The organism is Cupriavidus sp. PET2-C1, from assembly GCF_054515855.1.
In genome coordinates this window covers 3,352,033-3,373,383 of the sequence record NZ_CM137259.1, presented here as the reverse complement: position 1 = coordinate 3,373,383, position 21,351 = coordinate 3,352,033, and the positions used below count along the sequence as shown (strand labels likewise).

The following is a 21,351-nucleotide window of genomic DNA, read 5'->3' as shown; positions in this document are numbered from 1 at the left end:
CCATGCTCGACGAACTTCGCTACTTCCTGACCGCCGTCGGCTACTTCACGCGGGTGCCGGTGCCGCGCTGGGTCGGCTTTGCGCCGCACTACCTGAACGCGGCGGCGCGTTACTTTCCGCTGGTGGGGCTGTTGGTTGGCGCGCTGGGCGCGTTGGCGAGCTGGGGCGCGCTGCAGTGGTGGCCGCCGGGCGTGGCCTTGCTGCTGGGCATGGCCGTGACGCTGCTGGCCACCGGCGCTTTTCACGAGGACGGCCTGGCCGACTGCGTGGATGCGTTCGGCGGCGGCTACCGGCGCGAGGACGTGCTGCGCATCATGCATGACTCGCGCATTGGGGCATTTGGCGCTATCGCACTGGTGGTGGCGCTGCTGCTCAAGTGGCAACTGCTGGTGGCGATTGCCGCGCGCAGCGGCATGGTGGAGTTGCTGCTCGTGCTGGTGGCCGCGCATGCGGCCAGCCGCGCCATGGCGGTGAGCTATCTTGCCACGCTGGACTACGTGCGTGCCGAGGGCAAGGCCAAGCCGGTGGCGCAGCGGCTGTCCGGCATCGGGCTGGTTTTCACGCTGCTTTGCGGTGCGTTGCCGCTGCTGCTGGTGTCGCCGCTGTTTGCTGCTGTGGTGATCGTTGCCTTGGTGATGCTGCGCTTTTTGCTGGGGCGCTACTTTGTTCGCCGCATTGGCGGTTACACCGGCGATTGCCTCGGCATGGCGCAGCAGCTGGCCGAGTTGCTGGTCTATCTGGTGGCGGCGGCATGGACCTGGTCCTGATCCGCCACGCGGCGCCTGAGGTTGCGCAGGGGATCTGCTACGGCGCGCTTGACCTGCCGCTGGCCCAGCCCGTTTTGCCCGAGCCTGCGCGCATGCTGCAGGCGCTCGATGGCCTTGCGCCGCAGCGCATTGTCTGCAGCACGATGGCGCGGGCTCGCGCCACGGCTGATTTACTTGCCCGGGATTTCGGCTTGGTGCCGCAAGCCGATGCGCAGTTGCGCGAACTCGATTTTGGCCGTTGGGAAGGCCTCGCATGGGACGCCGTGCCGCGCGCCGAGCTGGATGCGTGGGCTGCGGATCTGCTGCATGCGCGGCCTCATGGGGGCGAGACCGTGGCGCAGGCGATGGCGCGCCTGGCGGCTTGGGCCGACGCCTTACCGGTGGATGCGCCAGACCGGTTGTGGGTGGTTGCCCATGCTGGCCCGATGCGCATGCTGGCGGCGCACTGGCTTGGGGTGCCGCTGGCTACTACGCTGGGATGGGATCTTGGTTATGGGGCGAGTTGCCGGTTTACGCTGGGTGGTGGTGTGGCGCGGTTGCGGTGGTGGAATCGGGGGTGAGGTTTTGGGGGTGGTAATGGCACTTGCAACTGCAACTGCTTAACTGCAACTGCTTAACTTCAACTTCGACTTCAACTGCAGTTTCACCACCCCTGCGGGGCGGCGACCTACTTTTTTGTCTTGCCAAAAAAGTAGGCAAAAAAGGCGCGCCGGATGGGGCGACTACCCCCTCGGGCTTCGGCGAAAAGAGCGGCCGGGACCCAAACTCGCATCGCCTTAAGGCGATACTCAGACATGGGTCCCTCTTTTCCGCTCTTTTCGCCGAATCCCGAGGCGCCCCATACGGCCTTGGCACACCTCCACGGCTCGCTTCGCGTCGCGCTTGGGTGATTCCCGCCTGACTGGCGGGAATCATGGCTAAAACGAATCGTTGATCTGGCTATCGTCGCGCGTTCTTATCCCGCAGGTTTTCTCCCCTCTCCCACTTGTGGGAGAGGGGCGGGGGAGAGGGCGGGCGTTCGTCAAGTACGAGATGTCAGACCTGACCTTTGACCTGTCTTGCTCTTACTGTGCCGGCCGTTTGCGCCGGGCGTTGTCCAGATCCTTGCACACGACTTCCGCGCCTTGGGCGATGCGTGGGCCGGCCCGGTTGACCAGGTCGCCGTCGATGGCGTAGAGGTTGCCACGTGCCACGGCAGTGACCTGTTTCCAGCGTTCCCACATGGCGAAGTCCGGCAGCGGCCGGTCGGAGCGGGTTGCGCCCATGCTGGCGGTCATCATGACCTCCGGGTTGCCGGCTACCACGGATTCCACCGAGACCGTCGGCACCAGCAGCGCTTCGTTGGCGAACAGGTTGCGGCCGCCGCATAGCGCGAGCACGTCGCTGATCAGGTGCTGGCCGCTGAGCGTCATCAGGGGTTGTTGCCATACCTGGTAGAACACGGTCACCGGCGGACGCGCCGCATAGGTCTGGCGCAGTTTGTCGATCTGCTGGCGGAAACTGGTGGCGGCGCTGTTGGCGGTGGGCTCGGTGCCGAGCAGCACGCCCATTCTCTCGATATTGCTGGGAATGCCTTCGAGCTTGCGCGGCTCGCTGTAGAACAGCGGCAGGCCGAGCGCGCGCAGGCGGTCGGTTTGTTTCTGCGCATTGCCGTGGCGCCACACTACGATCAGGTCGGGCTTGAGCGCGGCGATGCGTTCGAGATCCAGCGCCTTGTTGTCGCCGACCCGCGGGATGTCGCGGGCCTGTGGCGGGTAGTCGCTGTAGCTTACGGTGCCGACGATGCGCGAGCCGCCGCCGGCGGCGTAGAGCATTTCGGTGACGTGCGGCGCGAGCGAGATCACGCGGCGCGCGGGCTGGTCCAGTGTGACGGTCTGGCCGGCGTCATCGACCACGGATACGGCGGCGCCGGCGTGGCTGCAAAGGCCGCTGCCCAGCAGCGTGGCGAGGACCAGCAGGGCACGGGTAGTGATCGAGGTAGGCGTCATCGGGCGTTAGCTGGATAGGGTGCTGGTGTCGGAGCGCATTGTTGCAAGGGCTTGGGCCAGTGCGGCATCGAGCCGTTGCCATGCTGGCTCCTGCGCAGGTGGCAAACCCAGGCGCAGGCTTGGCAATACGCCAGGGATGCCCGGCGGGGCGTCGAACAGCCGCGCCCACACGCCTTGCCGCGCGAGCGCTTGGTGCAGGCGCGCGGCATCGGCATGCGGCACCCAGCTGAACAAGGGGCGTCCCACAGGCATCAGGCCGTGCTTGCGCAATAGTGTTGCGAGCCGGATGCCGGCTTGTTGCAAACGGTCGCGCGTGGCGGCCTGCCAGGCGCGATCGGCCAGGGCCAGGCGTGCCACCGCGCGTGCGGGGCCGGCCACGGTCCAGTGGCCGAGCTGCTCGGCCAGCGCCGCCAGCAACGCGGGCTCGGCCAGCACAAAGCCGCAGCGCACGCCGGCCAGGCCGTAGAACTTGCCCAGCGAGCGCAGCACCACCATGCCGGGGCGATCCGCCAGCGCGGCCAGCGAGCGCTCGGGCGTGCAATCCATGAAGGCTTCGTCGAGCAGCAGCGTGCCGCCACGCGCGGCGAGATCCGCGTGCCATGTCCGCAGCGTGGCTTGCGCGAGCGTGCGCCCGGTCGGGTTGTTCGGGTTCACCACCACGAGGTGATCGAGCTGCGCGGCCAGGTCCGCATGGGCGAAATCCGGCTCAGCGAGCGGCACTACCTCATGCCCTGCGCGTGCGAAGGCGGGTGCGTATTCGCTGTATCCCTGCACCGCCACGCCAACGCGCCCGGGCTTGAGCAGTTGCGGCAGCGTGCGGATGGCGGCCTGCGAGCCGGCCACCGGCAGCGCGCGCGGCGCGCCGTAGGCCTGCGCGGCCAGTTCGGCCAGGCCGTCGTCATCTTGCGGCAGCCGCAGCCACGCGTCGGCGGGCAGGGCTGGCACGGGATAGCCGTCCGGGTTGATGCCAGTGGAAAGATCGAGCCAGTCTTCGACTGGACGGCCATGGCGGCGCGCGGCGGCGAGCAGGTCGCCGCCGTGGCGGATCGGAGTACTCATGCTAAGCCGTAGTGGAGGAGGGCGGCGCTGGCGCTGGAAGCGGCCAGCCACAGCCACAGTGTGCGTTGAACAAGGCGCAGGCAGGCATGCACATCGGCCGCGCCGGGCGCGTGCCCCACGCCCAGCGGTGGGCGCGCTTCCCATTCGCCGTGATAGCGGGCGGGGCCGCCCAGCGCCACGCCGACGGCGCCGGCGCCGGCCGCCATGACCGGGCCCGCATTGGGGCTGGACCATGCCGGTGCCTGCGCGCGCCAGCAGCGCAGCGCCTGGGCGGTGCGCCCGAGCAGCGCGTACGAGAGCGCGGTCAGGCGGGCAGGCGCCAGGTTGAGCACATCGTCAAGCCGCGCAGCCGCCCAGCCGAAATACAGCAGGCGCGGCGTGCGGTAGCCCCACATCGCATCAAGTGTGTTGGCGAGGCGATAGGCGATCACGGCGGGCGCGCCGCCTGCCAGGAACCAGAACAAGGCGCCGAAGATGGCGTCGTTGCCATTCTCCAGCGCCGATTCGCAGGCGGCGCGGGCCAGCGCTTCGGTATCCGCATCGGTGGTGTCGCGCGAGACGATGCGTGCCGTGAGCTGGCGCGCATCGGCGAGATTGCCCTGCGTGAGCGCGGTGGCGATCGGCGCAATATGCTGGGCCAGGCTGCGCGCGCCCAGTGCCGCGTAGAGTGCCAGCGCTTGCAGCAGCCACGCCAGCGCCGCGCTGAACTGCGCGGCGACATGCACCAGCAGGGCGGCCAGCGCGGCCGGCACCAGCACCATCAGCGCCCAGGCCGCCAGGCCGGTCAGCCGCTGGCGCAGCGGCGCGCCGGCCTGGCTGCGGTTCAGGCGGCGTTCAAGTGCTGCCGCAAGGCGGCCGAACCCAACCAGTGGATGCCAGCGGCGCGGCTCGCCCAGCCATTGGTCCAGCAAGACGCCGGCTACGGCGGCGGCCACGCAGGCTTGCCAGCTGAATAGGGGAAACGGCCACCATGAAGAGAGCGATGGCAGCGATGGCAGCCACGACATCACGCCGGGTCGGCGCCTTTCACGCTGACAGGGATGCCGGCCACCAGCAGGCGCACGCGGTCCGCGGCGGCGGCCAGCTTCTGGTTCAGGCGGCCCAGCTCGTCGACATAGAAGCGGGTGATGGCGCCCATCGGCACCACGCCGAAGCCGATCTCGTTGGAGACCAGGATCACGTGCCCGGGCAAGGTGGGCAGCGCGGACAGCAGCGCGTCGATTTCCTCGGTGAAGGCGGCCGGTGGCGTTACCAGGCCATGCTCGGGATAACTGCGCGCATCGAGGAACAGCAGGTTGTTGAGCCACAGCGTGACGCAGTCGACCAGGATGCAGCCATCGTGGGCGGCATGGGCATATAGCGCATCCGCCAGGTGCAGCGGCGCTTCGACCAGGCCCCACTCGGCCGGGCGCCGCGCGCGGTGCAGCGCGATACGCACCTCCATCTCTTCGTCGGTGCTGTCCTGGCCGTGGCGTGCGGTAGCGATATAGGTAACGGGGCCGCCGGTGGCCGCGGCATGGTCGGTGGCCATCTGCTCGGCAAAGTGGCTCTTGCCGGAGCGCGCGCCGCCCAGCACCAGCGTGAGCTGGCGCGCGCGGCCCGGGGCGGCAGCGGCGTGCGGCGCGGCCGCAGCCTGGGGCGAGCGTTCGCTGGACGGCGCATGGGTGGATGCGCGCACGGGCTCGGTGGCGGTGGCGGAAGCGTTGGCCGGGGTCATCCGGGTATTGTAGCGGGCGCATCCATGGATCGCACGCCCGCAGTGGCCCGCGCACGGGACAGCGCCGCGGGGCGCCGGTGCGATAATCCCACGATGCAAAAAATCTCCTCCGAAGCCGCTGGCGCGGCATTGCCGGGTGGCTTGCGCGGTACCTTGATGGTGCAGGGCACTACCTCCGACGCGGGCAAGAGCACGCTAGTGGCGGGCCTGTGCCGGGTGCTGGCGCGCGCTGGCGTGCGCGTGGTCCCGTTCAAGCCGCAGAACATGGCGCTTAACAGCGCGGTCACCGCGGACGGTGGCGAGATCGGGCGCGCCCAGGCCTTGCAGGCCGCCGCCGCCGGGCTGGCGCCACACACCGATATGAACCCGGTGCTGCTCAAGCCGAGCAGCGATACCGGCGCTCAGATCATCATCCACGGCCAGGCACGCATGGACCTGGACGCGCGGGCCTATCACGCCTACAAGCCGGTGGCGATGCAGGCGGTGCTGGCGTCGCACCAGCGCCTGTCCAGCGCCTACGAGGTGGTGATGGTGGAAGGCGCCGGCAGCCCGGCGGAGATCAACCTGCGCGACCGCGACATCGCCAATATGGGTTTTGCCGAAGCGGTGGACTGCCCGGTGGTGCTGGTGGCCGACATCGACCGCGGCGGCGTGTTCGCCCATCTGGTGGGCACGCTCGACTGCCTGTCGGCGTCGGAGCGCGCGCGCATCAAGGGTTTCATCATCAACCGCTTCCGCGGCGATATCGCGCTGCTGCAACCCGGGCTGGACTGGCTGGAGGCGCGCACCGGCAAGCCCGTGCTGGGCGTGCTGCCCTACCTGCACGGCCTGCACCTGGATGCCGAGGACGCCATCATCGGCGCGCAGGCGGCCAAGCGGGGCGAACTGCTGCGCGTGATCGTGCCGGTGCTGCCGCGCATTTCCAATCACACGGATTTCGATGCGCTGCGCGCGCATCCGCAGGTGGACCTGCGCTTTATCGGCCCCGGCATGCCGATTCCCCCGGCTGACCTGATCGTGTTGCCGGGCAGCAAGAGCGTGCGCGCCGACCTGGCTTTCCTGCGCGCCAATGGCTGGGAGCCAGCCTTGCTGCGGCACCTGCGCTATGGCGGCAAGGTCATCGGCATTTGCGGTGGCATGCAGATGCTGGGCCGGCGCGTGGATGACCCGGCCGGCAACGAGGGCAAGGCTGGCAGCAGCGAGGGCTTTGGCCTGCTCGACTACGACACCGTGCTGGCGCCGCACAAGCAGCTGCGCGTGGTGAGCGGCCGGCTGGCGCTGGCGGGCGCCACCGAGGCCGCCGTGCAAGGCTACGAAATCCACATGGGCGTGACCACCGGCCCCGCGCTGGCGCGCCCGGCGCTATGGCTGGAAGGCGAGCGCCCGGACGGCGCGCAATCGGAGGACGGGCAGGTGCTGGCATCCTACGTGCACGGCCTGTTCGACCAGCCGCAGGCTTGCGGCGCACTGCTGCGCTGGGCCGGGCTGGCGCGGGCGGAGGGTGTCGACCTGGCCGCGCTGCGCGAGGCCTCGCTGGAGCGCCTGGCCGATACGCTCGTCGCGCACCTGGACATGGATGCCTTGCTGGCGCCGCTACAGGCGTCATAGCGGGTGTCAGAGCGAGCCCCGCCACCCGCCGCGCCAACTGCTAAACTCGCAGGCGGGCCCGCTCCGCCAGGGCCCGGCAGCGACCCACGGCAGGGCCAAGGCGGAGCCCGGAGCGGCGCGCTCGCCGGTGGCGCTGCCATGGAAAGCCATTGCGGAGACAACCATGCCCGTAGTCGTGATCGCCAATCCCAAAGGCGGCGTAGGCAAGACCACGCTGGCCACCAACCTGGCGGGATACTTCGCCAGCGCCGGCCACGCCGTGATGCTGGGCGACACGGACCGGCAGCAATCCTCGCGAGCCTGGCTGGGTTTGCGCCCGGCCTCGGCGCCGGCCATCCGTACCTGGGACATCAGCGCCGACCAGATCGCGCGCCCGCCCAAAGGCACGACCCATGTGGTGCTGGATACCCCGGCCGGCCTGCATGGCTGGCGCTTCAACGATGTGATGAAACTGGCGCACCGCGTGGTGGTGCCGCTGCAACCGTCCCTGTTCGATATCCTCGCCACCCAGGATTTCCTCACCCGGCTCGCCGACGACAAGCGCGTGCGCCACGGTGAGGTGGAGGTGGGCGTGATCGGCATGCGGGTCGACCTGCGCACCCGCGCGGCCGAGCAGCTGCAGCGCTTTGTCGCGGGGCTGGGGCTGCCGGTGCTGGGCTTTCTGCGCGATACCCAGAACTACGTGCAGCTTGCCGCGCACGGGCTGACGCTGTGGGATGTGGCGCCGTCACGCGTGGCGCGGGACTGGGAGCAGTGGCAGCCGATCATCGGCTGGCTCGAGCAGCCGGCGCTGGCTAGGCGCCCAGCCGCCTGAGCAGGGCATCCACGGACGGCCAGCTCACCCGGCGCACGGCCACCATCAGATCGGCGCCGGGAAACTGGTCATCGAACGCCTCGCTCTCCACGCCGTCAAGGCGCCGGTAGAACTCGCGCGCCTGGGTATTGCCGTCCAGCACATAGAGAAAGAGGGGTTGCCCGTGCCAGGCAACGGCGGCACGCTGCGCGCAATGTGCGAGGAGGCGCTTGCCAAGTCCTAGCCCGTGCCATCCCGGCATCACATGCAAGTTGTCCAGATACACGCCATATTGCGGCTCGGCCTCGGGTTGCAGGCAGGCAAAGCCGGCCGGCGTGCCGTCCACGCGCACGAGCGTGACTTCCACCGGGCCATCTGCGCCATCCACCAGGCGAGCCTGCCAGGCCTGCGCGCGCTGGGCCGGTGCTTCGCGCTCCAGGTAATGCGCCGGCAACAGGCCATGGTAGGCATGGCGCCAGCTCTGCGTGTGCAGGTCGGCAATCAGCGCGGCATCATGCGGGCCGGCAGGTAGCAATTCGATGGAATGGGTCATCTTCAAGGGAGTTGTCCGGGGCCTGCAACGGGCGTGATCAATATTCTGCCGCAATCCAGGCAAGCCTCGCCACGGCCCTTGCGTCTGTCACGCACTGGCAGGCCCTGCCTGTTAGAATCGCGAATCTTTCGCATTCTCATTATGCCGGCGTGATGCGTTCATCTCACGCCGGCATGGGGTCCGAAAACACAATCCCCACAACCCCAAATCTGCTCCCCGACTCCCATGGTCACCGGCCGCCTGCGCGTTGTTTTCGTCAAGATTCACCTGTATCTCGGCTTGTGGCTGGGCCTGCTCTTTGTCATGCTGGGCCTGACCGGCACCGTCATCGCCTGGCGCGATGAACTGGATGCCTTGCTGAACCCGGCGCTGCTGACGGCATCGGCCGAAGTCCCCATGCCGGTAGCGCCGGCCACGGCGCAAGCGGTCGCCGACCGGCTGCAGGCCGACCCGCACTATGGCCGCCCCACCTTGCTGATGCTGCCGTCTGCGCCGCATGAGGTGTTTATCGCGTGGTACCCGCTCAAGGGCACGCCCAACGCCGGGCGCTCGCGCCAGGTGATGGTCGATCCCGTCACATTGGCGGTGAAGGGCGAGCGGGTCTGGGGCGAGCCCGGCCTGTCGCGCCCGTTGCTGCTGCCCACCTTGTTCCAGCTGCACCACTACCTGCTCTCTGGCGAGACGGGCCGGACGATCCTGGGCATCACCGGGATGCTGTTGCTGATTCTGGTGATCGGCGGGGTTGTGCTGTGGTGGCCCAAGCTCAAGCCGCGCGCGGTGCTCAATGCCTTTCGCATCAGCCATGGCGGCTCGTGGTCGCGTTTTAATTACTCGCTGCATCGCACGGCTGGCATCTTTGCGGCGCCGGTGCTGGCGACGATGGCGTTTTCCGGCTGGTACCTGGATTTGCCCAAGTGGGTGACGCCGATCGTGGCTGGCGTGATGACGGTGTCGCCGCCCGGCAAGCCGGCATCGGCAACAGCGCCCGCGGGCACGCCGCTGCTAGGCGTGGCGCAGGCCGTGAGCGCGGCTCAGGCGCTTTATCCTGCGGCGCTGGTGACGCGGGTCAGCTTTCCGCGCAAGGCGGGGGATCCGTTCGAGGTGCGGCTGCGGCAGCCGGGTGAAGTCCGCCAGGGCAGTGGGGCTACGCGGCTCTGGCTGGATGCCCATACGGGCAAGCGGCTCGGGGTCCGCGATCCGATGGATGCGCCGGCTGGGGATACGTTTCTTAACTGGATGTATCCGCTGCATACCGGGGAAGCGTTCGGATTGGTGGGGCGGGCGTTTATTTCGGTGTTCGGGGTGGTGCCGCTGATGTTTGCGGTTACCGGCGTGCTGATCTGGTGGAAGCGTCGGCGAGGGCATCGGCGGCATGTGGTGCGGACGATGGAGAGGGCTAAGGGGGGTAAGGCTGAGGTGGGGAGGGAGGAGGTGGTTGAGGTTTGATTTGCTGGTTGTCTGTGGCTGCAGAATCAGCTTTAGATTCAATGGCTTAACTGCAAATTCAAATTCAACTGCAGTTTCACCACCCCTGCGGGGCGGCGACCTACTTTTTTGTCTTGCCAAAAAAGTAGGCAAAAAAGGCGCGCCGGATGGGGCGACTACCTCCTCGGGCTTCGGCGAAAAGAGCGGCCGGGACCCAAACTCGCATCGCCTTAAGGCGATACTCAGACATGGGTCCCTCTTTTCCGCTCTTTTCGCCGAATCCCGAGGCGCCCCATACGGCCTTGGCACACCTTGACGGCTCGCTTCGCATCGCGCTGGGGTGTTCCCCGCCTGGGGGCGGGTCACACGGCTAAGACGTATGGGCGTGAGGCGTCATTGCCTGGCTTGTCAGATTTCCAGGTTGTCGATCAACCGGGTCGCGCCTAGCTTGGCTGCGGTCAGGATGACCAGCGGTTCGCCGGCTACATATTCTTCGCGGGTGGGGGCTTGCAGGTCCACGCGCTTGCGGATGGATACGTAGTCGGGTTGCCAGCCGCGGGCTTGCAGGGCGGCCTTGGCGCTGGCTTCGATGGCGGCGAGGTCCGCGCTGGCGCTGTTGGCGGCCAGGACGGTATCGCGGACTTCGTGCAGCGTCTTGTAGAGCACCGGGGCTTCGGTGCGCTCGTCGGGCGTCAGGTAGCGGTTGCGCGAGGACAGGGCCAGGCCGTCTTCGGCGCGCACGGTTTCGGCGGGGACGATGTCGATCGGCAGCGCGAACTGATGGACCATGCGGCGCACGATCATCAGTTGCTGGTAGTCCTTCTTGCCGAACACGGCAACGCGCGGCTGCGCGCAGGACAGCAGCTTCATCACTACGGTGCACACGCCCTTGAAAAAGCCGGGGCGGAATTCGCCTTCCAGGATGTCGCCCAGGTCGTGCGGCGGCTCCACGCGGTATTCCTGCGGCTCCGGGTACATGTCGCGCTCGGTGGGCGCAAACAGCACATAGACGCCTTCCTTTTGCAGCTTCTCGATGTCGTCCTGCAGCGTGCGCGGGTACTTGTCGAAATCCTCATTGGGGCCGAACTGCAGCCGGTTGACGAAGATCGACGCGACCACCGGGTCACCATGCTGGCGCGCCAGGCGCATCAGCGACAGGTGGCCTTCGTGCAGGTTGCCCATGGTCGGCACGAACGCCGCCCGGTTCTGCCCGCGCAACTGGTCCCGCAACTCGTGAATGGAGGAGATGACTTTCATGAAGTTGGTGTGCTGGTCGTGGTAGGAATGCCCCGGCGCGGGGGGGCGCCGGGAGGCCGGTCCGGTGCTCTAGGTGGCGCCGATTGTCGGCGGATTGTAGAACATGTGGCCCGAGGCGGGCGGCGCTATTGGTGCGGCTTAGCTGGGAATGTACGCCAATCGCACATAAATCGGTGCGAAGGGTTCGGCCTGGGTGATCTCGACCAGGGCTTCGCGCGATAGCTCGAGCATCGCGATGAAGTTGACCACCACCACGGGCACGCCCTTGCCCGAACGCACCGCGTCTTCGAAGAGCTCGCTGAACTCCATGAAGCGGGCATGCTGCAGGCGGCGCAGGATGTGGCTCATGTGCTCGCGAACGGATAATTCCTCGCGCGAGATCTTGTGGTGCTGGTTGAGCCTGGCGCGCTTGATCACGTCGGCCCAGGCGGCCTGCAGGTCCACCACTTCCACATCGGGGAAGCGCGGCGCAATGCTCTGCTCGATGTAGACCTGCGAGTGCAGGAAGTCGCGCCCGAGCTGCGGCACCTGGTCGATGCGCATGGCCGCCAGCTTCATCTGCTCGTATTCGAGCAGGCGGCGGACCAGTTCGGCGCGCGGATCCTCTTCTTCATCGTCGCTGTCGGACTTTTTCACCGGCAGCAGCATCCGCGACTTGATCTCGATCAGCATGGCGGCCATCAGCAGGTACTCGGCGGCCAGCTCAAGATTGCTCTTGCGGATCTGCTCGATATACGTGAGGTACTGACGCGTCACTTGCGCCATCGGGATATCGAGGACGTTGAAGTTCTGCTTGCGGATCAGGTAAAGCAACAGATCCAGCGGCCCCTCGAACGCTTCCAGGAAGATTTCCAGCGCATCCGGCGGGATGTACAGGTCTTGCGGCAGCTTGAACAGAGGTTCGCCGTACAGGCGCGCGAACGCCATGCCGTCGACGGCGGCCGGCGTGGAATCCTGCTCGGGCGTCACGCTCGGCAGCTCGATCGCCGGCTTCAGCTTGTCCTGCTCGCTCTGGTTCATCTAGGGGCGGGCGCTCGGAGGTGGGGCGGTGTGGCGGGTAAGGGCTTTAGTCCAGCGAGTAGACGTACGGCTTTTGCGCCACGCGCGAGGCGTCGGCACGGGCACGTTCTTCGAGGTTGATCGGGCTCTTGTCCCACAGCAGGGCGCGGCCCTGGCGTTGTTCCGCTTCCAGGGAAGGGCGCTCGTCCTTGAGCGACTTCAGGAACTGGGTGATATCCGATTCGTAGGCAGCCATGGCGGGAAACAGGGTGAAATTAACAAACAGCGAGGATTTTACCGTATCGGCGGGCCTGGCAACGGGATTGCGCGCGATTCTGCGGTTTTCATCCCGTGCACTAGCCTTCGGCGACCGTTGTGGCGGCCGCCGTGGTGACGGTCGCGCCGGTCTTTTTGGCGGCGCCGCACAGGCCGGCCGCGCGGGTGTGGTCAAATATCGACTTTGCGCGACGTGCATCAATCGATGAGGATGGACCCAGGGAACCCGTGCACCATGCCCGCCGGCCTTGCCGCCCCTGCCGGCCGACTGCCGGTGGCGCCGGCCGTGCTGCGCCGCCTGATGCACCCGCTGCTGGCGGCCCTGATGCTATCCGCGGGGCCCGCTGCCGCCGCCTATAAAGTCGAGGTAGACGCGCCCAAGCCGATCAAGGAAATTCTGCAGGACCACCTGGACCTGTCGCGCTACCGCACCCGCGACGATATCTCGCCCGACCAGTTCAACTACATGGTCGAGACCGTGGGCGAGCAGGTCCGCCAGTTCACTTCCACCGAGGGTTATTTCGATCCGCAGACCACCACCAAGGTGGACGGCAGCGGCGACGAGCGGACCGTGCACATCACGGTGGAACTGGGCGCGCGCACGGTGATTCGCGCCGTTGACCTGAATGTGACCGGCCCTGCCGCCAGCCTGTCGCCGGAGCGGATCGCCGAAATCAGGGCCAAGTGGGGCCTGCCGGTAGCCGCGCCGTTTCGCCAGGCGGACTGGGACAAGGCCAAGGAAGACGCGTTGGTGGCGCTGCAGAGCAATACCTACTATGGCGCCCGCCTGACCGGCTCGCAAGCCCGCATCGAGCCGGACGAGCACGCGGCGGACCTGAGCGCGCACTTTGCCAGCGGCCCGGCCTACAGCATGGGGCCGTTGAAGATCAGCGGGCTGCGGCGCTATCCCGAGCAGATCATCCGCAACGTCAATCCGCTGTATGAGGGTGAGCCGTACCGCGTGGAGCGCTTGCTGGAGTTCCAGCGCGCGATCCAGAACCAGCCGTACTTCTCCAATGTGCAGATCGACCTTGGCGAGCAGGAAACGACGGAGGACGGCAAGATTGTCGACACCAATCCGGACCGGGTCGCCGAGCCCAAGGTCGACATGCGCGCCGACAAGGTCACCGTGCCGGTGTACGTCCGGGTGCGGGAGTATCCCGTCAATCGGCTGTCATCCGGCGTGGGCTATACCACCGATACCGGCGCCCAGGTCGAAGGCCGGTATTCGTACTACAACCTGTTCAACCGCGCCTGGCTGTTCGACTCGCAAGCGCGCATCGAGCAAAAGCGCCAGTACGCGTTCGGCGAGATCGCGATGCCGCCGGACAGCAGGACGTACCGCAACAGTGCCTATGCCAGCTACGAACGCACCATCGACCTCGAAAGCACCGACCTGACCAGCCTGCGCACCGGCCTGAAACGGTCCCGCTCGCGCGAGAAGTACGACACCACCATCTCGCTGGACTATTACTACGACAACCTGCAGCCCTTCGGCGAGGCGAACCAGCTAAGCCGGGCGCTGGTGCCTGCCTTTGCCTGGACGCGGCGCGACGTGGACAACCCGGTGTTCCCGCGCCGCGGCAACGTCATCAACACGCAGGTGGGCGTGGCCGCCAAGCACATGCTGAGCGACGAAACCTTCTTCCGCCTGTACGGGCGTATCCGCCAGTACGTGCCCGTGGGCAAGCGCGACCTGGTGGTGGCCAGGCTGGAGCTCGGCGCGGATATCACCAACGGCGACGTCACCAAGATCCCCGCCTCGCTGCGTTTCCGGGCGGGCGGCACGGATTCGATCCGGGGCTACGGCTACCAGTCGATCGGTACCCGCAACGGCGCCAGCGTGCTGCCGGCCAAGTACCTCGGCACAGCGGGCCTGGAATACCAGTACTGGTTCCTGCATGACTGGGGCGCCGCGATCTTCTGGGACGTGGGCACCGCCACCGACAACCTGACGGGCGTCAAGCTCTACAACGGCGTGGGCATCGGCGCGCGCTGGCGCAGCCCGGTGGGGCCGGTGCAGCTCGACGTGGGCTACGGCATCCAGGCAAAGCAGTTCCGCCCGCATATCTCGCTGGGAGTCGCGTTCTGATGATTGTTCTGACGATGACGAAGCGGCCCGGCCGCCAGCACGGCGGCCGCCATGAACGCAGTTGCAGGGTATTTGCCACATGAGCATTCCCGACATGCCTCCCGTTCCCGCCTCCGGCGATGTTCCGCCCGGGCCGGCACGGCCGCGGCGCACGCGCCTCGGGCGCTGGCTGGCGTGGTGCGTCGTGGTGCTGTTGCTGCTGGTGCTGACGGCGCTTGCGGCGGTGGTGCAGGCCCTGCGTACGGAGGCCGGCACGCGCCAGCTGTGGTCGCTGGCCACGAGCCTGTCCTCAGGCGCGTTGTCTGGCAAGCTCGAAGGCGGCACGGTGGCGCATGGCCTGCGGTTGCGCGATGTGGTGTTTGCCAGCGGCGAGACACGGGTGACGGTTGACCGTGTCGACGGCAGTTGGGCGCTTGGCTGGTCGCCGACCCGCTTGCATGTCAGCGCGCTGCGCGTGGGCGCCGTCACGCTGCGCTTGCCGCCGTCGCAGCCCGACAGCGCGCCCGCTTCCTTGCCCAAATCGCTCGACCTGCCGTTGGCGGTGGACGTGGATACGCTCACGCTGGACCGCCTGACCTTGCTGCAAGGGCCGCCGGCCACGCCCAGCGAGATGGTGTTCAGCGACCTGGCGGGCTCGCTGCATTCCGACGGGCAACGCCACCGCGTCAGCGTGGAACGGCTGGTCACGCCATACGGCAAGCTGGCCGCCAATGCGCAGATCGCCGGCCAGGCGCCGTTCGCGCTGAACGGCGCCGCGCTGTTGGAGGGCAGCTGGCAGAAGGAATCGTTCAGCATCAGCGCCAATGTGCGCGGCTCGCTTGCCGCCCTGCACGCGCAAGCCGAGGCCAGCGGCGATCGCCTGCGCGGCCGCGCCGAGGCGGACCTGACGCCGTTTGGCAAGGTGCCGTTTACCCATGTGCTGGTCAATGGCGAACACATCAACCCGCGCCTGTTCAGCCCGTCGGCGCCGCGCGCCAATCTCTCCGTGCAGGCCGAGTTGCGCCCGGTGGATGGCGCCGCCACGCCGGCGCTGGCCGCAGCGGCCAGTGCCCCGGCGGCACCGCCGGCATCGGCGGTGGCGGCGGCAACGGCAGCTGCCACTCCGGCCTCCGCTCCCGCTGCCAAGCCTGGCAGCGCCCACGACAACGCGCCCCTGCGCGTGGCGGGCGACGTGCGCATCGTCAACCACGAGGCCGGCAAGCTCGACGCCGAGCGCCTGCCGGTGGAATCGGTGCAAGCGCATATCGAGGTCAGCGAGGCGGCGCAGATGGTGCGCGACCTGCACGTGGCGCTGGCCGGCGGCGGCGAGATCCGCGGCGGCGGCGCGCTGCACGATGGCCGCGGCGGCTTCGACATCGACGTGCGCGACCTCGACCCGCAGGCCCTCTATGGCAGCCTGAAGCGCGTGCGCCTGTCCGGGCCGGTGAGCCTGCGGATGGAGCCCGGCCGCCAGAGCGTGGCGCTGGACCTGGCCGGCGGCGAGTACAAGCTCTTTGCCGATGCGCATCTGGATGGCGAGGCGGTGACGCTGACCTCGCTGCGCGCCGGCATCGGCGCGGGCACGCTCAACGCCGATGGCAAGCTGTCGCTGAAGGACGCGCAACCCTTCAGCTTCAAGGGCAAGCTGATCAATTTCGACCCGGCCCGCGTGGCCGAGGTGGCGCCCGGCCGCATCAATGCGGACTTCACCGCCAGCGGCACGCTAGCGCCGGAGCACCGCGTGGCGCTGGACTTCGCGGTGCGCGACAGCGTTTATGCGGGGCTGCCGATGCGTGGCGAGGGCAAGCTGCGCCTGGCCGGCGAGCGCTTGCTGCCGAGCCAGGCCACGCTGGAGATGGCCGGCAACCAGGCCCAGATCAACGGCAGCTTTGGCGCGCGCGGCGACCGCCTGAAAGTGCATGTGGACGCGCCGCAGCTCGATCGGCTCAAGTTCGGCGTGGCCGGCGTGCTAAAGCTCGACGCGGACATCACCGGCACGCTGGCGCGGCCCGAGATCGTGGCCAGCTATGCCGCGCAGTCGCTGGTGGTGGGCCCGCACCACGTGGCCAGCGCCAGCGGCAGCGCCGAGTTGCGCGGGGGCCTGAACGGCACGCTCGCGCTGAAACTGAACGCCCGCGACTATCGCGGCCCGGTCGCCACGCTGCGCACGCTCGATGCCTCGCTCAGCGGCACCCAGGCCAGCCACGCCTTCGACCTGAAGGTGGCCGGCGCGCTGCACGACAAGCCGATGCAACTCGCCTTGTCGGGGCAGGGCGCCTGGCAGGGGGCGGCCGGCTGGAAGGGCACCATCCGCACGCTCGAGGAGCGCGGCACGGTCAACGTGCGCCTGATCGCGCCGACGCAGCTGCAGGTGGCGGACCAGCGTGTGCATCTCGGCGCGGCCAGCCTGCAGTTCGAGCGCGCCCGCGTGACCGTGGACAGCTTCGATTTCGACCACGGCCGCATCCGCACCCAGGGCAACCTCGATGGCCTGCAGGTGGCCAACGTGCTGCGCCTGGCCGAGGCCTTGACCGGCGAAGCGCCGCCGGTGCGCTCGGACCTGGTGCTGGACGGCCGCTGGAACATCACCCTGGCCGAGTCTGCCTCCGGCTTTGCCGAGCTGCGCCGGCGCAGCGGCGATGTCTCGGTGAGCGCCGGGCGGGGCTACACCGCGCTGGGCCTGGGCGAAACCGCGCTGCGCGCCGAGTTTGCCGGCAGCCGCGTCAACCTGAAAGGCGGCATCGAGGCCGCACGGGTCGGCAAGGTGGTGGTAGACGCGTCCGCCGGGCTGATCCAGGAGCAGGGCCTGATGACGGTGACGCCGGCTTCCACGCTGGCGGGCAAGGTCTCGCTGGATGTGCCGAAGATCAAGTCGCTGGAGGCGCTGAGCGGCCCGCAATACGCCTTCGATGGCAAGCTGGCGGCAGTCCTGCAACTGGCGGGCAGCGTCGGGCAGCCCCTGGTTACCGGCAATATCGACGGCACCGGCATCGCCATCACGCTCTACGACCTGGGTATCCAGCTGACCGATGGCATCGTGCACGTGGCGCTCGACCAGAACACCATCGAGCTCAAGCAGGTGGAGTTCCGTGGCGGCGATGGCAAGATCGTGGCCACCGGCAACGTGAAGCTGGGCGACACCGATCCCAATCTGACGGGCAAGATCGTGGCCGACAAGCTCCAGCTCTTTGCCAGCCCCGAGCGCACGCTGATCATTTCCGGCGATGCCAGCATCGCCAACGAGAACCGCCAGATCGTGATCCGTGGCAAGTTCCGCGTGGATCGCGGCTTGTTCGACCTGCCCAAGGCCGGCGCCCCGGAGCTGGGCGACGATGTAGTGGTGGTGCGCCGCCGCGACCAGCGCGAGATCAAGACCGCCGCCACGCCGGTGCCGGAGGCCAAGCCGGCCAGCCGCTTCAGCCCGCTGATCGACCTCACGCTCGACCTTGGCGACAATTTCCGCTTCCGCGGGGCCGGCGCGGACCTGCGCCTGGGCGGGCAGCTTGGCGTGCGCAGCGCCCCGCTGACGCCGCTGCGCGCCACCGGCACCATCCGCGTGACCGACGGCACCTATGAAGCGTTCGGGCGCAAGCTCAACATCGAGCGCGGCATCGTCAATTTCAACGGGCCGGTGGACAATCCCAACCTCAATATCCGCGCCATGCGCCGCAACCAGGAAGTGGAGGCGGGGGTGGAGGTGACCGGCACGGTACGCCTGCCGCGCGTCAAGCTGGTGTCCGAGCCGAATGTGCCGGAGGAGGATAAGCTGTCATGGCTGATGTTCGGCTACGGCGCGGAAGGCGCCGCGGCCGGACAGCAGCAGCAACTGAGTGCGGGGGCCCTGGGTGGTGCCGCGCTGGGCATGCTGGGCGGGCGCGCGGGCAAGGGGATCGTGCAGCATCTGGGCATCGACGAGTTTTCGATCGGGCCCAGCACGGCCGGCCTCAACGACCAGCAGGTGGTCACCGTGGGCAAGGCCGTGACCGAGAAGATCTCGGTGGGCTATGAGCAGAGCCTGACCAGCGCCAGCAACGTGGTCAAGATGACCTGGGCATTCTCGCGGCGCTGGTCGCTGATTGCCAAGGGCGGCTCGATCAACGGGCTCTCTGTGCTGTTTAACCGCCGCTTCGACAGTTGGGGCAATTTGTTCACGGGCGCGTCCAACCGCGCCGGAACCGCGAGGAGCCAGACCGATGCCAGCCAGGATGCCGATAGCAATGCAACGGACGCAACCGCGCCCGCGCAGCCCTGAGACACGCACCATGATGTGCGTGCCGCCCACCTCCGCCACTGCCGCGTCTTACCGACGCCTTGCCGCCATGGGACTGATTTCCTCCGTGCTTGCCCTGTTCGGGTGCGACCAGCAAAAGGTCGACGAAGCGATGAAGAAGGCGGGCGATACCGCGCACGCCACCTGGAACTCGGTCAAGCCCGACAGCCAGTTGTTCAAGGGCATCGTGGCGGGCGAATCCAGCGAGGACGACGTGCGCAAACAGGCCGGGCGCCCGGAGATCACCTGGGAAGAGGAGGACGGCGGCCGCCGGCTGGAATACCCGCGCGGCCCGGAAGGCGCCACCACCTGGATGGTGACGATCGGCGCCGATGGCAAGGTGCGCAATATCGAGCAGGTGCTGACCGCGGAGAACTTCGCGCGCGTGCGCGCCGGCATGAGCCGCGACGATATCCGCCGCCTGGTCGGCAAGCCGACCAAGGTGGAAGCGTTCGCGCTCAAGAAGGAAGAGGTGTGGGGCTACCGCTGGTGGGAAAGCGCGCAGGAGAAGGCGTTCTTCAACGTGCATTTCGACGCCGACGGCAAGGTGACGCACACCTCGCGCAGCGACGAGCGGCTGCAGGGCGGTTAGCCTGCCGCGGGCCGCTCGGCCCGCTCGGCAAGCAACACGCCGGCCCTGGCGCAGGCTGCGGCCAGCGTGTCGCAATAGTTCGTCGTGCCCATCTGTTCCAGGAAGCCCGCGCGCCGCATCAGCGACATCACCTGTGCTGCCGCGGCGCAGATCACCAGCGTGCCGCCGCGCCGCGCCAGCGTCTTGCGCAATGCGTCCAGCGTGTCCAGGCCGGTGGTGTCCAGCGCCACCAGCTTGCCCACGTCGAGGATCAGCACCGCCGGTACCGGCTGCGTGCGGTCGCGGGGGTCGATCAGCGCTTCCACCTTGTTGACGGCGCCGAAGAAGAGCGCGCCGGTCATGTGATAGGCCGCCACCTCGCCGGCCGGCAGCGGCCTGCCGTCGGCCGCCGGGGGCAGCGCGGCCGGCGCGATCGCCTCGATCTGAGTGAGCGCGGCCATGCGGTAGATGAAGAACAGGCAGGCGAGCACCAGTCCCACCTGCACCGCCACGGTCAGGTCGAACACCACGGTCAGCACGAAGGTGCCGAGCAGGATGATGCGGTAGTTGTTGCTGTAGCGCTTCAGGTGCGTCAGCCCGAACACATGCCACTCGCCCATGTTCCACGCCACGTAGAGCAGGATGGCGGCCAGCGTGGCGAGCGGGATGGCGCTGGCCAGTGGCGCCGCCACCAGCACGATCAGCAGCAACGTGGCGGCGTGGATCATGCCCGCCACCGGCGTGCGCCCACCGCTGCGCACGTTGGTGACGGTGCGGGCGATGGTGCCCGTGGCCGGCAGGCCGCCGAAGAACGGCGTGACGATATTGGCGATGCCCTGCGCCATCAACTCCTGGTTGGGATCGTGGCGGTCGTCGATCAGGCTGTCGGCCACGCGCGCGCATAGCAGCGATTCGATGGCGCCAAGCAGGGCAATCGTCAGCGTGGGCGCCACCAGTTGCTGGACCAGTTGCCAGCTCAGTTGCGGCAGCGCAAACGGCGGTAGGCCCTGCGGAATGCCGCCGAAGCGCGTGCCGATGGTCTCCACCGGCAAGTGCAGCAGGGCATTGGCCGCGGTGGCTAGCACCAGCGCTATCACAGTGCCGGGAACCATGGCCAGCGCACGGCCAATGCGGCCATGCGCATCGGGCGGGCTTGCCGGATTTGCCGGGTTTGCCGCAATCGTCGATACAGGGCGCCAGCGCTTGCCCGCCAGCAGGGCCAAGCGCGACCAGGCCGCCACCACCACCAGCGAGCTAGCCGCCAGTGCTACCGTGGGCCAGGACACCGTGGGCAGGGAGCGTCCCAGCACACGCATCTGCGAAAGGAAGTTGCCAGGCAGCTTGCCGGTTTGCAGGCCAAGGAAATCGGCGATCTGCGAGACCATGATCAGTACCGCGATGCCGTTGGTGAAGCCGATCACGATGGCTACGGGGATAAAGCGGATCAGGGTGCCTAGCCGGAACAGCCCCATGGCGAACAGCAGGCCGCCCGCCAGGATGGTAGCGATCAGCAGGTTGGCCACGCCGTAGCGCGCCACGATGCCGTAGACGATGACGATGAAGGCGCCGGCGGGACCGCCGATCTGCACCGGCGAGCCGCCCAGCGCGGCGATCAGGAAGCCCGCGATGATGGCGGTGAACAGGCCGGCCTGCGGTGGCATCCCGGAGGCGATGGCAAAGGCCATCGCCAGCGGCAGCGCCACCACGCCCACGGTGAGCCCGGCGGCAAGGTCCTTGAAGAAGAGGGCGCGGTGGTAGTCGCGCAGGCTGTCGAGCAGGCGCGGGTGGAAGGCGGCGAGGGGGAAGGGCTGGCGCAGGCGTGGCCCGCCGCCAGCAGGCGGCGCTGGCGTGCCAGAAGGGGCGTGGCCGGGAACGCTGTCGGGCATGCCAGGAAATCCCATCAACACCCTGTCGGGCATGGGTGCAGTATGAGCTTCCCGGCGGCGTGGCGTCAATCAGCGCCGGCGCCAATGCGCCATGGCGCATTGGCGGCTCGG

Annotated in this window: 17 protein-coding genes; 8 read left to right on the top strand and 9 right to left on the bottom strand. The window is 68.1% G+C overall.

Going from position 1 to position 21,351, the window contains the following annotated elements:
* The first annotated feature begins 2 nt into the window (after positions 1-2).
* Positions 3-767: an adenosylcobinamide-GDP ribazoletransferase gene (locus tag ACX12D_RS15170; protein WP_459371750.1), complete on the top strand. Its 765-nt coding sequence runs from the start codon at positions 3-5 to the stop codon at positions 765-767.
* Positions 752-1,327, top strand: coding sequence for an alpha-ribazole phosphatase family protein (gene cobC, locus ACX12D_RS15165; protein WP_459371749.1), 576 nt, complete (start codon positions 752-754; stop codon positions 1,325-1,327). Before ACX12D_RS15170 ends, cobC begins: the two co-directional genes overlap by 16 nt.
* 504 nt (positions 1,328-1,831) lie before the next feature.
* Here the strand turns inward: cobC and ACX12D_RS15160 are convergent.
* From ACX12D_RS15160 to cobU, 4 genes are read right to left on the bottom strand one after another with little or no spacing between them, the layout of a single operon-like run.
* Entirely contained in the window at positions 1,832-2,755 is a 924-nt protein-coding gene (locus ACX12D_RS15160) for a cobalamin-binding protein (protein WP_459371748.1), read from the bottom strand.
* Between the two features lie 6 nt (positions 2,756-2,761).
* On the bottom strand, positions 2,762-3,814 hold the full coding sequence (cobD, locus tag ACX12D_RS15155) for a threonine-phosphate decarboxylase CobD (RefSeq protein ID WP_459371747.1): 1,053 nt from the start codon (positions 3,812-3,814) through the stop codon (positions 2,762-2,764).
* Positions 3,811-4,821, bottom strand: a complete 1,011-nt coding sequence (gene cbiB, locus ACX12D_RS15150) for an adenosylcobinamide-phosphate synthase CbiB (protein WP_459371746.1) — start codon at positions 4,819-4,821, stop codon at positions 3,811-3,813. Before cbiB ends, cobD begins: the two co-directional genes overlap by 4 nt.
* Positions 4,821-5,531 (bottom strand): bifunctional adenosylcobinamide kinase/adenosylcobinamide-phosphate guanylyltransferase, encoded by a 711-nt coding sequence (gene cobU, locus ACX12D_RS15145; protein WP_459371745.1) that lies wholly within the window; start codon positions 5,529-5,531, stop codon positions 4,821-4,823. Before cobU ends, cbiB begins: the two co-directional genes overlap by 1 nt.
* Before the next feature lie 156 nt (positions 5,532-5,687).
* Between cobU and ACX12D_RS15140 the strand changes: the two genes are divergently transcribed.
* On the top strand, positions 5,688-7,139 hold the full coding sequence (locus tag ACX12D_RS15140; RefSeq protein ID WP_459374031.1) for a cobyric acid synthase: 1,452 nt from the start codon (positions 5,688-5,690) through the stop codon (positions 7,137-7,139).
* Between the two features lie 163 nt (positions 7,140-7,302).
* Positions 7,303-7,953 carry a ParA family protein gene (locus ACX12D_RS15135; RefSeq protein ID WP_183036630.1) on the top strand — a complete coding sequence of 217 codons (651 nt, stop codon included), beginning with the start codon at positions 7,303-7,305 and terminating at the stop codon, positions 7,951-7,953.
* On the opposite strand, the gene ACX12D_RS15130 is transcribed toward ACX12D_RS15135, so the two are convergent.
* Positions 7,934-8,485 (bottom strand): GNAT family N-acetyltransferase, encoded by a 552-nt coding sequence (locus ACX12D_RS15130; RefSeq protein ID WP_459374030.1) that lies wholly within the window; start codon positions 8,483-8,485, stop codon positions 7,934-7,936. The genes ACX12D_RS15135 and ACX12D_RS15130 overlap by 20 nt on opposite strands.
* A 225-nt stretch (positions 8,486-8,710) precedes the next feature.
* Here ACX12D_RS15130 and ACX12D_RS15125 point away from each other — a divergent pair, with 225 nt between their 5' ends.
* A complete protein-coding gene (locus ACX12D_RS15125; protein WP_459371744.1) occupies positions 8,711-9,931 on the top strand; it encodes a PepSY-associated TM helix domain-containing protein in 1,221 nt (406 codons plus the stop codon).
* A gap of 387 nt (positions 9,932-10,318) precedes the next feature.
* On the opposite strand, the gene panC is transcribed toward ACX12D_RS15125, so the two are convergent.
* From panC to ACX12D_RS15110, 3 genes are all read right to left on the bottom strand, one after another.
* Positions 10,319-11,167 carry a pantoate--beta-alanine ligase gene (panC, locus tag ACX12D_RS15120; RefSeq protein ID WP_043348819.1) on the bottom strand — a complete coding sequence of 283 codons (849 nt, stop codon included), beginning with the start codon at positions 11,165-11,167 and terminating at the stop codon, positions 10,319-10,321.
* Positions 11,168-11,305: 138 nt separating this feature from the next.
* Positions 11,306-12,187 (bottom strand): segregation and condensation protein A, encoded by an 882-nt coding sequence (locus ACX12D_RS15115; protein WP_174422669.1) that lies wholly within the window; start codon positions 12,185-12,187, stop codon positions 11,306-11,308.
* A 46-nt stretch (positions 12,188-12,233) separates the two neighbouring features.
* A complete protein-coding gene (locus ACX12D_RS15110; RefSeq protein ID WP_006160566.1) occupies positions 12,234-12,422 on the bottom strand; it encodes a DUF3460 family protein in 189 nt (62 codons plus the stop codon).
* Positions 12,423-12,677: 255 nt separating this feature from the next.
* Here ACX12D_RS15110 and ACX12D_RS15105 point away from each other — a divergent pair, with 255 nt between their 5' ends.
* The 3 genes from ACX12D_RS15105 (at position 12,678) to bamE (ending at position 19,375) form a co-directional block, all read left to right on the top strand.
* Positions 12,678-14,534 (top strand): autotransporter assembly complex protein TamA, encoded by a 1,857-nt coding sequence (locus tag ACX12D_RS15105; protein WP_459371743.1) that lies wholly within the window; start codon positions 12,678-12,680, stop codon positions 14,532-14,534.
* Positions 14,535-14,613: 79 nt separating this feature from the next.
* A complete protein-coding gene (locus ACX12D_RS15100; RefSeq protein WP_459371742.1) occupies positions 14,614-18,765 on the top strand; it encodes a translocation/assembly module TamB domain-containing protein in 4,152 nt (1,383 codons plus the stop codon).
* A gap of 67 nt (positions 18,766-18,832) precedes the next feature.
* Positions 18,833-19,375, top strand: coding sequence for an outer membrane protein assembly factor BamE domain-containing protein (bamE, locus tag ACX12D_RS15095; protein WP_441633474.1), 543 nt, complete (start codon positions 18,833-18,835; stop codon positions 19,373-19,375).
* Here the strand turns inward: bamE and ACX12D_RS15090 are convergent.
* Positions 19,372-21,240: a SulP family inorganic anion transporter gene (locus ACX12D_RS15090; RefSeq protein WP_459371741.1), complete on the bottom strand. Its 1,869-nt coding sequence runs from the start codon at positions 21,238-21,240 to the stop codon at positions 19,372-19,374. The genes bamE and ACX12D_RS15090 overlap by 4 nt on opposite strands.
* Between the last annotated feature and the right edge of the window lie 111 nt (positions 21,241-21,351).

Excerpts from the sequence above, each read along its gene's own strand:
- panC (WP_043348819.1), bottom strand. The coding sequence starts at position 11,167 with ATGAAAGTCATCTCCTCCATTCACGAGTTGCGGGACCAGTTGCGCGGG.
- ACX12D_RS15090 (WP_459371741.1), bottom strand. The coding sequence starts at position 21,240 with ATGCCCGACAGCGTTCCCGGCCACGCCCCTTCTGGCACGCCAGCGCCG.
- cobU (WP_459371745.1), bottom strand. The coding sequence starts at position 5,531 with ATGACCCCGGCCAACGCTTCCGCCACCGCCACCGAGCCCGTGCGCGCA.
- ACX12D_RS15135 (WP_183036630.1), top strand. The coding sequence starts at position 7,303 with ATGCCCGTAGTCGTGATCGCCAATCCCAAAGGCGGCGTAGGCAAGACC.
- ACX12D_RS15125 (WP_459371744.1), top strand. The coding sequence starts at position 8,711 with ATGGTCACCGGCCGCCTGCGCGTTGTTTTCGTCAAGATTCACCTGTAT.
- ACX12D_RS15130 (WP_459374030.1), bottom strand. The coding sequence starts at position 8,485 with ATGACCCATTCCATCGAATTGCTACCTGCCGGCCCGCATGATGCCGCG.
- cbiB (WP_459371746.1), bottom strand. The coding sequence starts at position 4,821 with ATGTCGTGGCTGCCATCGCTGCCATCGCTCTCTTCATGGTGGCCGTTT.
- bamE (WP_441633474.1), top strand. The coding sequence starts at position 18,833 with ATGGGACTGATTTCCTCCGTGCTTGCCCTGTTCGGGTGCGACCAGCAA.
- ACX12D_RS15105 (WP_459371743.1), top strand. The coding sequence starts at position 12,678 with ATGCCCGCCGGCCTTGCCGCCCCTGCCGGCCGACTGCCGGTGGCGCCG.
- ACX12D_RS15160 (WP_459371748.1), bottom strand. The coding sequence starts at position 2,755 with ATGACGCCTACCTCGATCACTACCCGTGCCCTGCTGGTCCTCGCCACG.
- ACX12D_RS15115 (WP_174422669.1), bottom strand. The coding sequence starts at position 12,187 with ATGAACCAGAGCGAGCAGGACAAGCTGAAGCCGGCGATCGAGCTGCCG.
- ACX12D_RS15110 (WP_006160566.1), bottom strand. The coding sequence starts at position 12,422 with ATGGCTGCCTACGAATCGGATATCACCCAGTTCCTGAAGTCGCTCAAG.
- cobC (WP_459371749.1), top strand. The coding sequence starts at position 752 with ATGGACCTGGTCCTGATCCGCCACGCGGCGCCTGAGGTTGCGCAGGGG.
- ACX12D_RS15140 (WP_459374031.1), top strand. The coding sequence starts at position 5,688 with ATGGTGCAGGGCACTACCTCCGACGCGGGCAAGAGCACGCTAGTGGCG.
- ACX12D_RS15170 (WP_459371750.1), top strand. The coding sequence starts at position 3 with ATGCTCGACGAACTTCGCTACTTCCTGACCGCCGTCGGCTACTTCACG.
- cobD (WP_459371747.1), bottom strand. The coding sequence starts at position 3,814 with ATGAGTACTCCGATCCGCCACGGCGGCGACCTGCTCGCCGCCGCGCGC.
- ACX12D_RS15100 (WP_459371742.1), top strand. The coding sequence starts at position 14,614 with ATGAGCATTCCCGACATGCCTCCCGTTCCCGCCTCCGGCGATGTTCCG.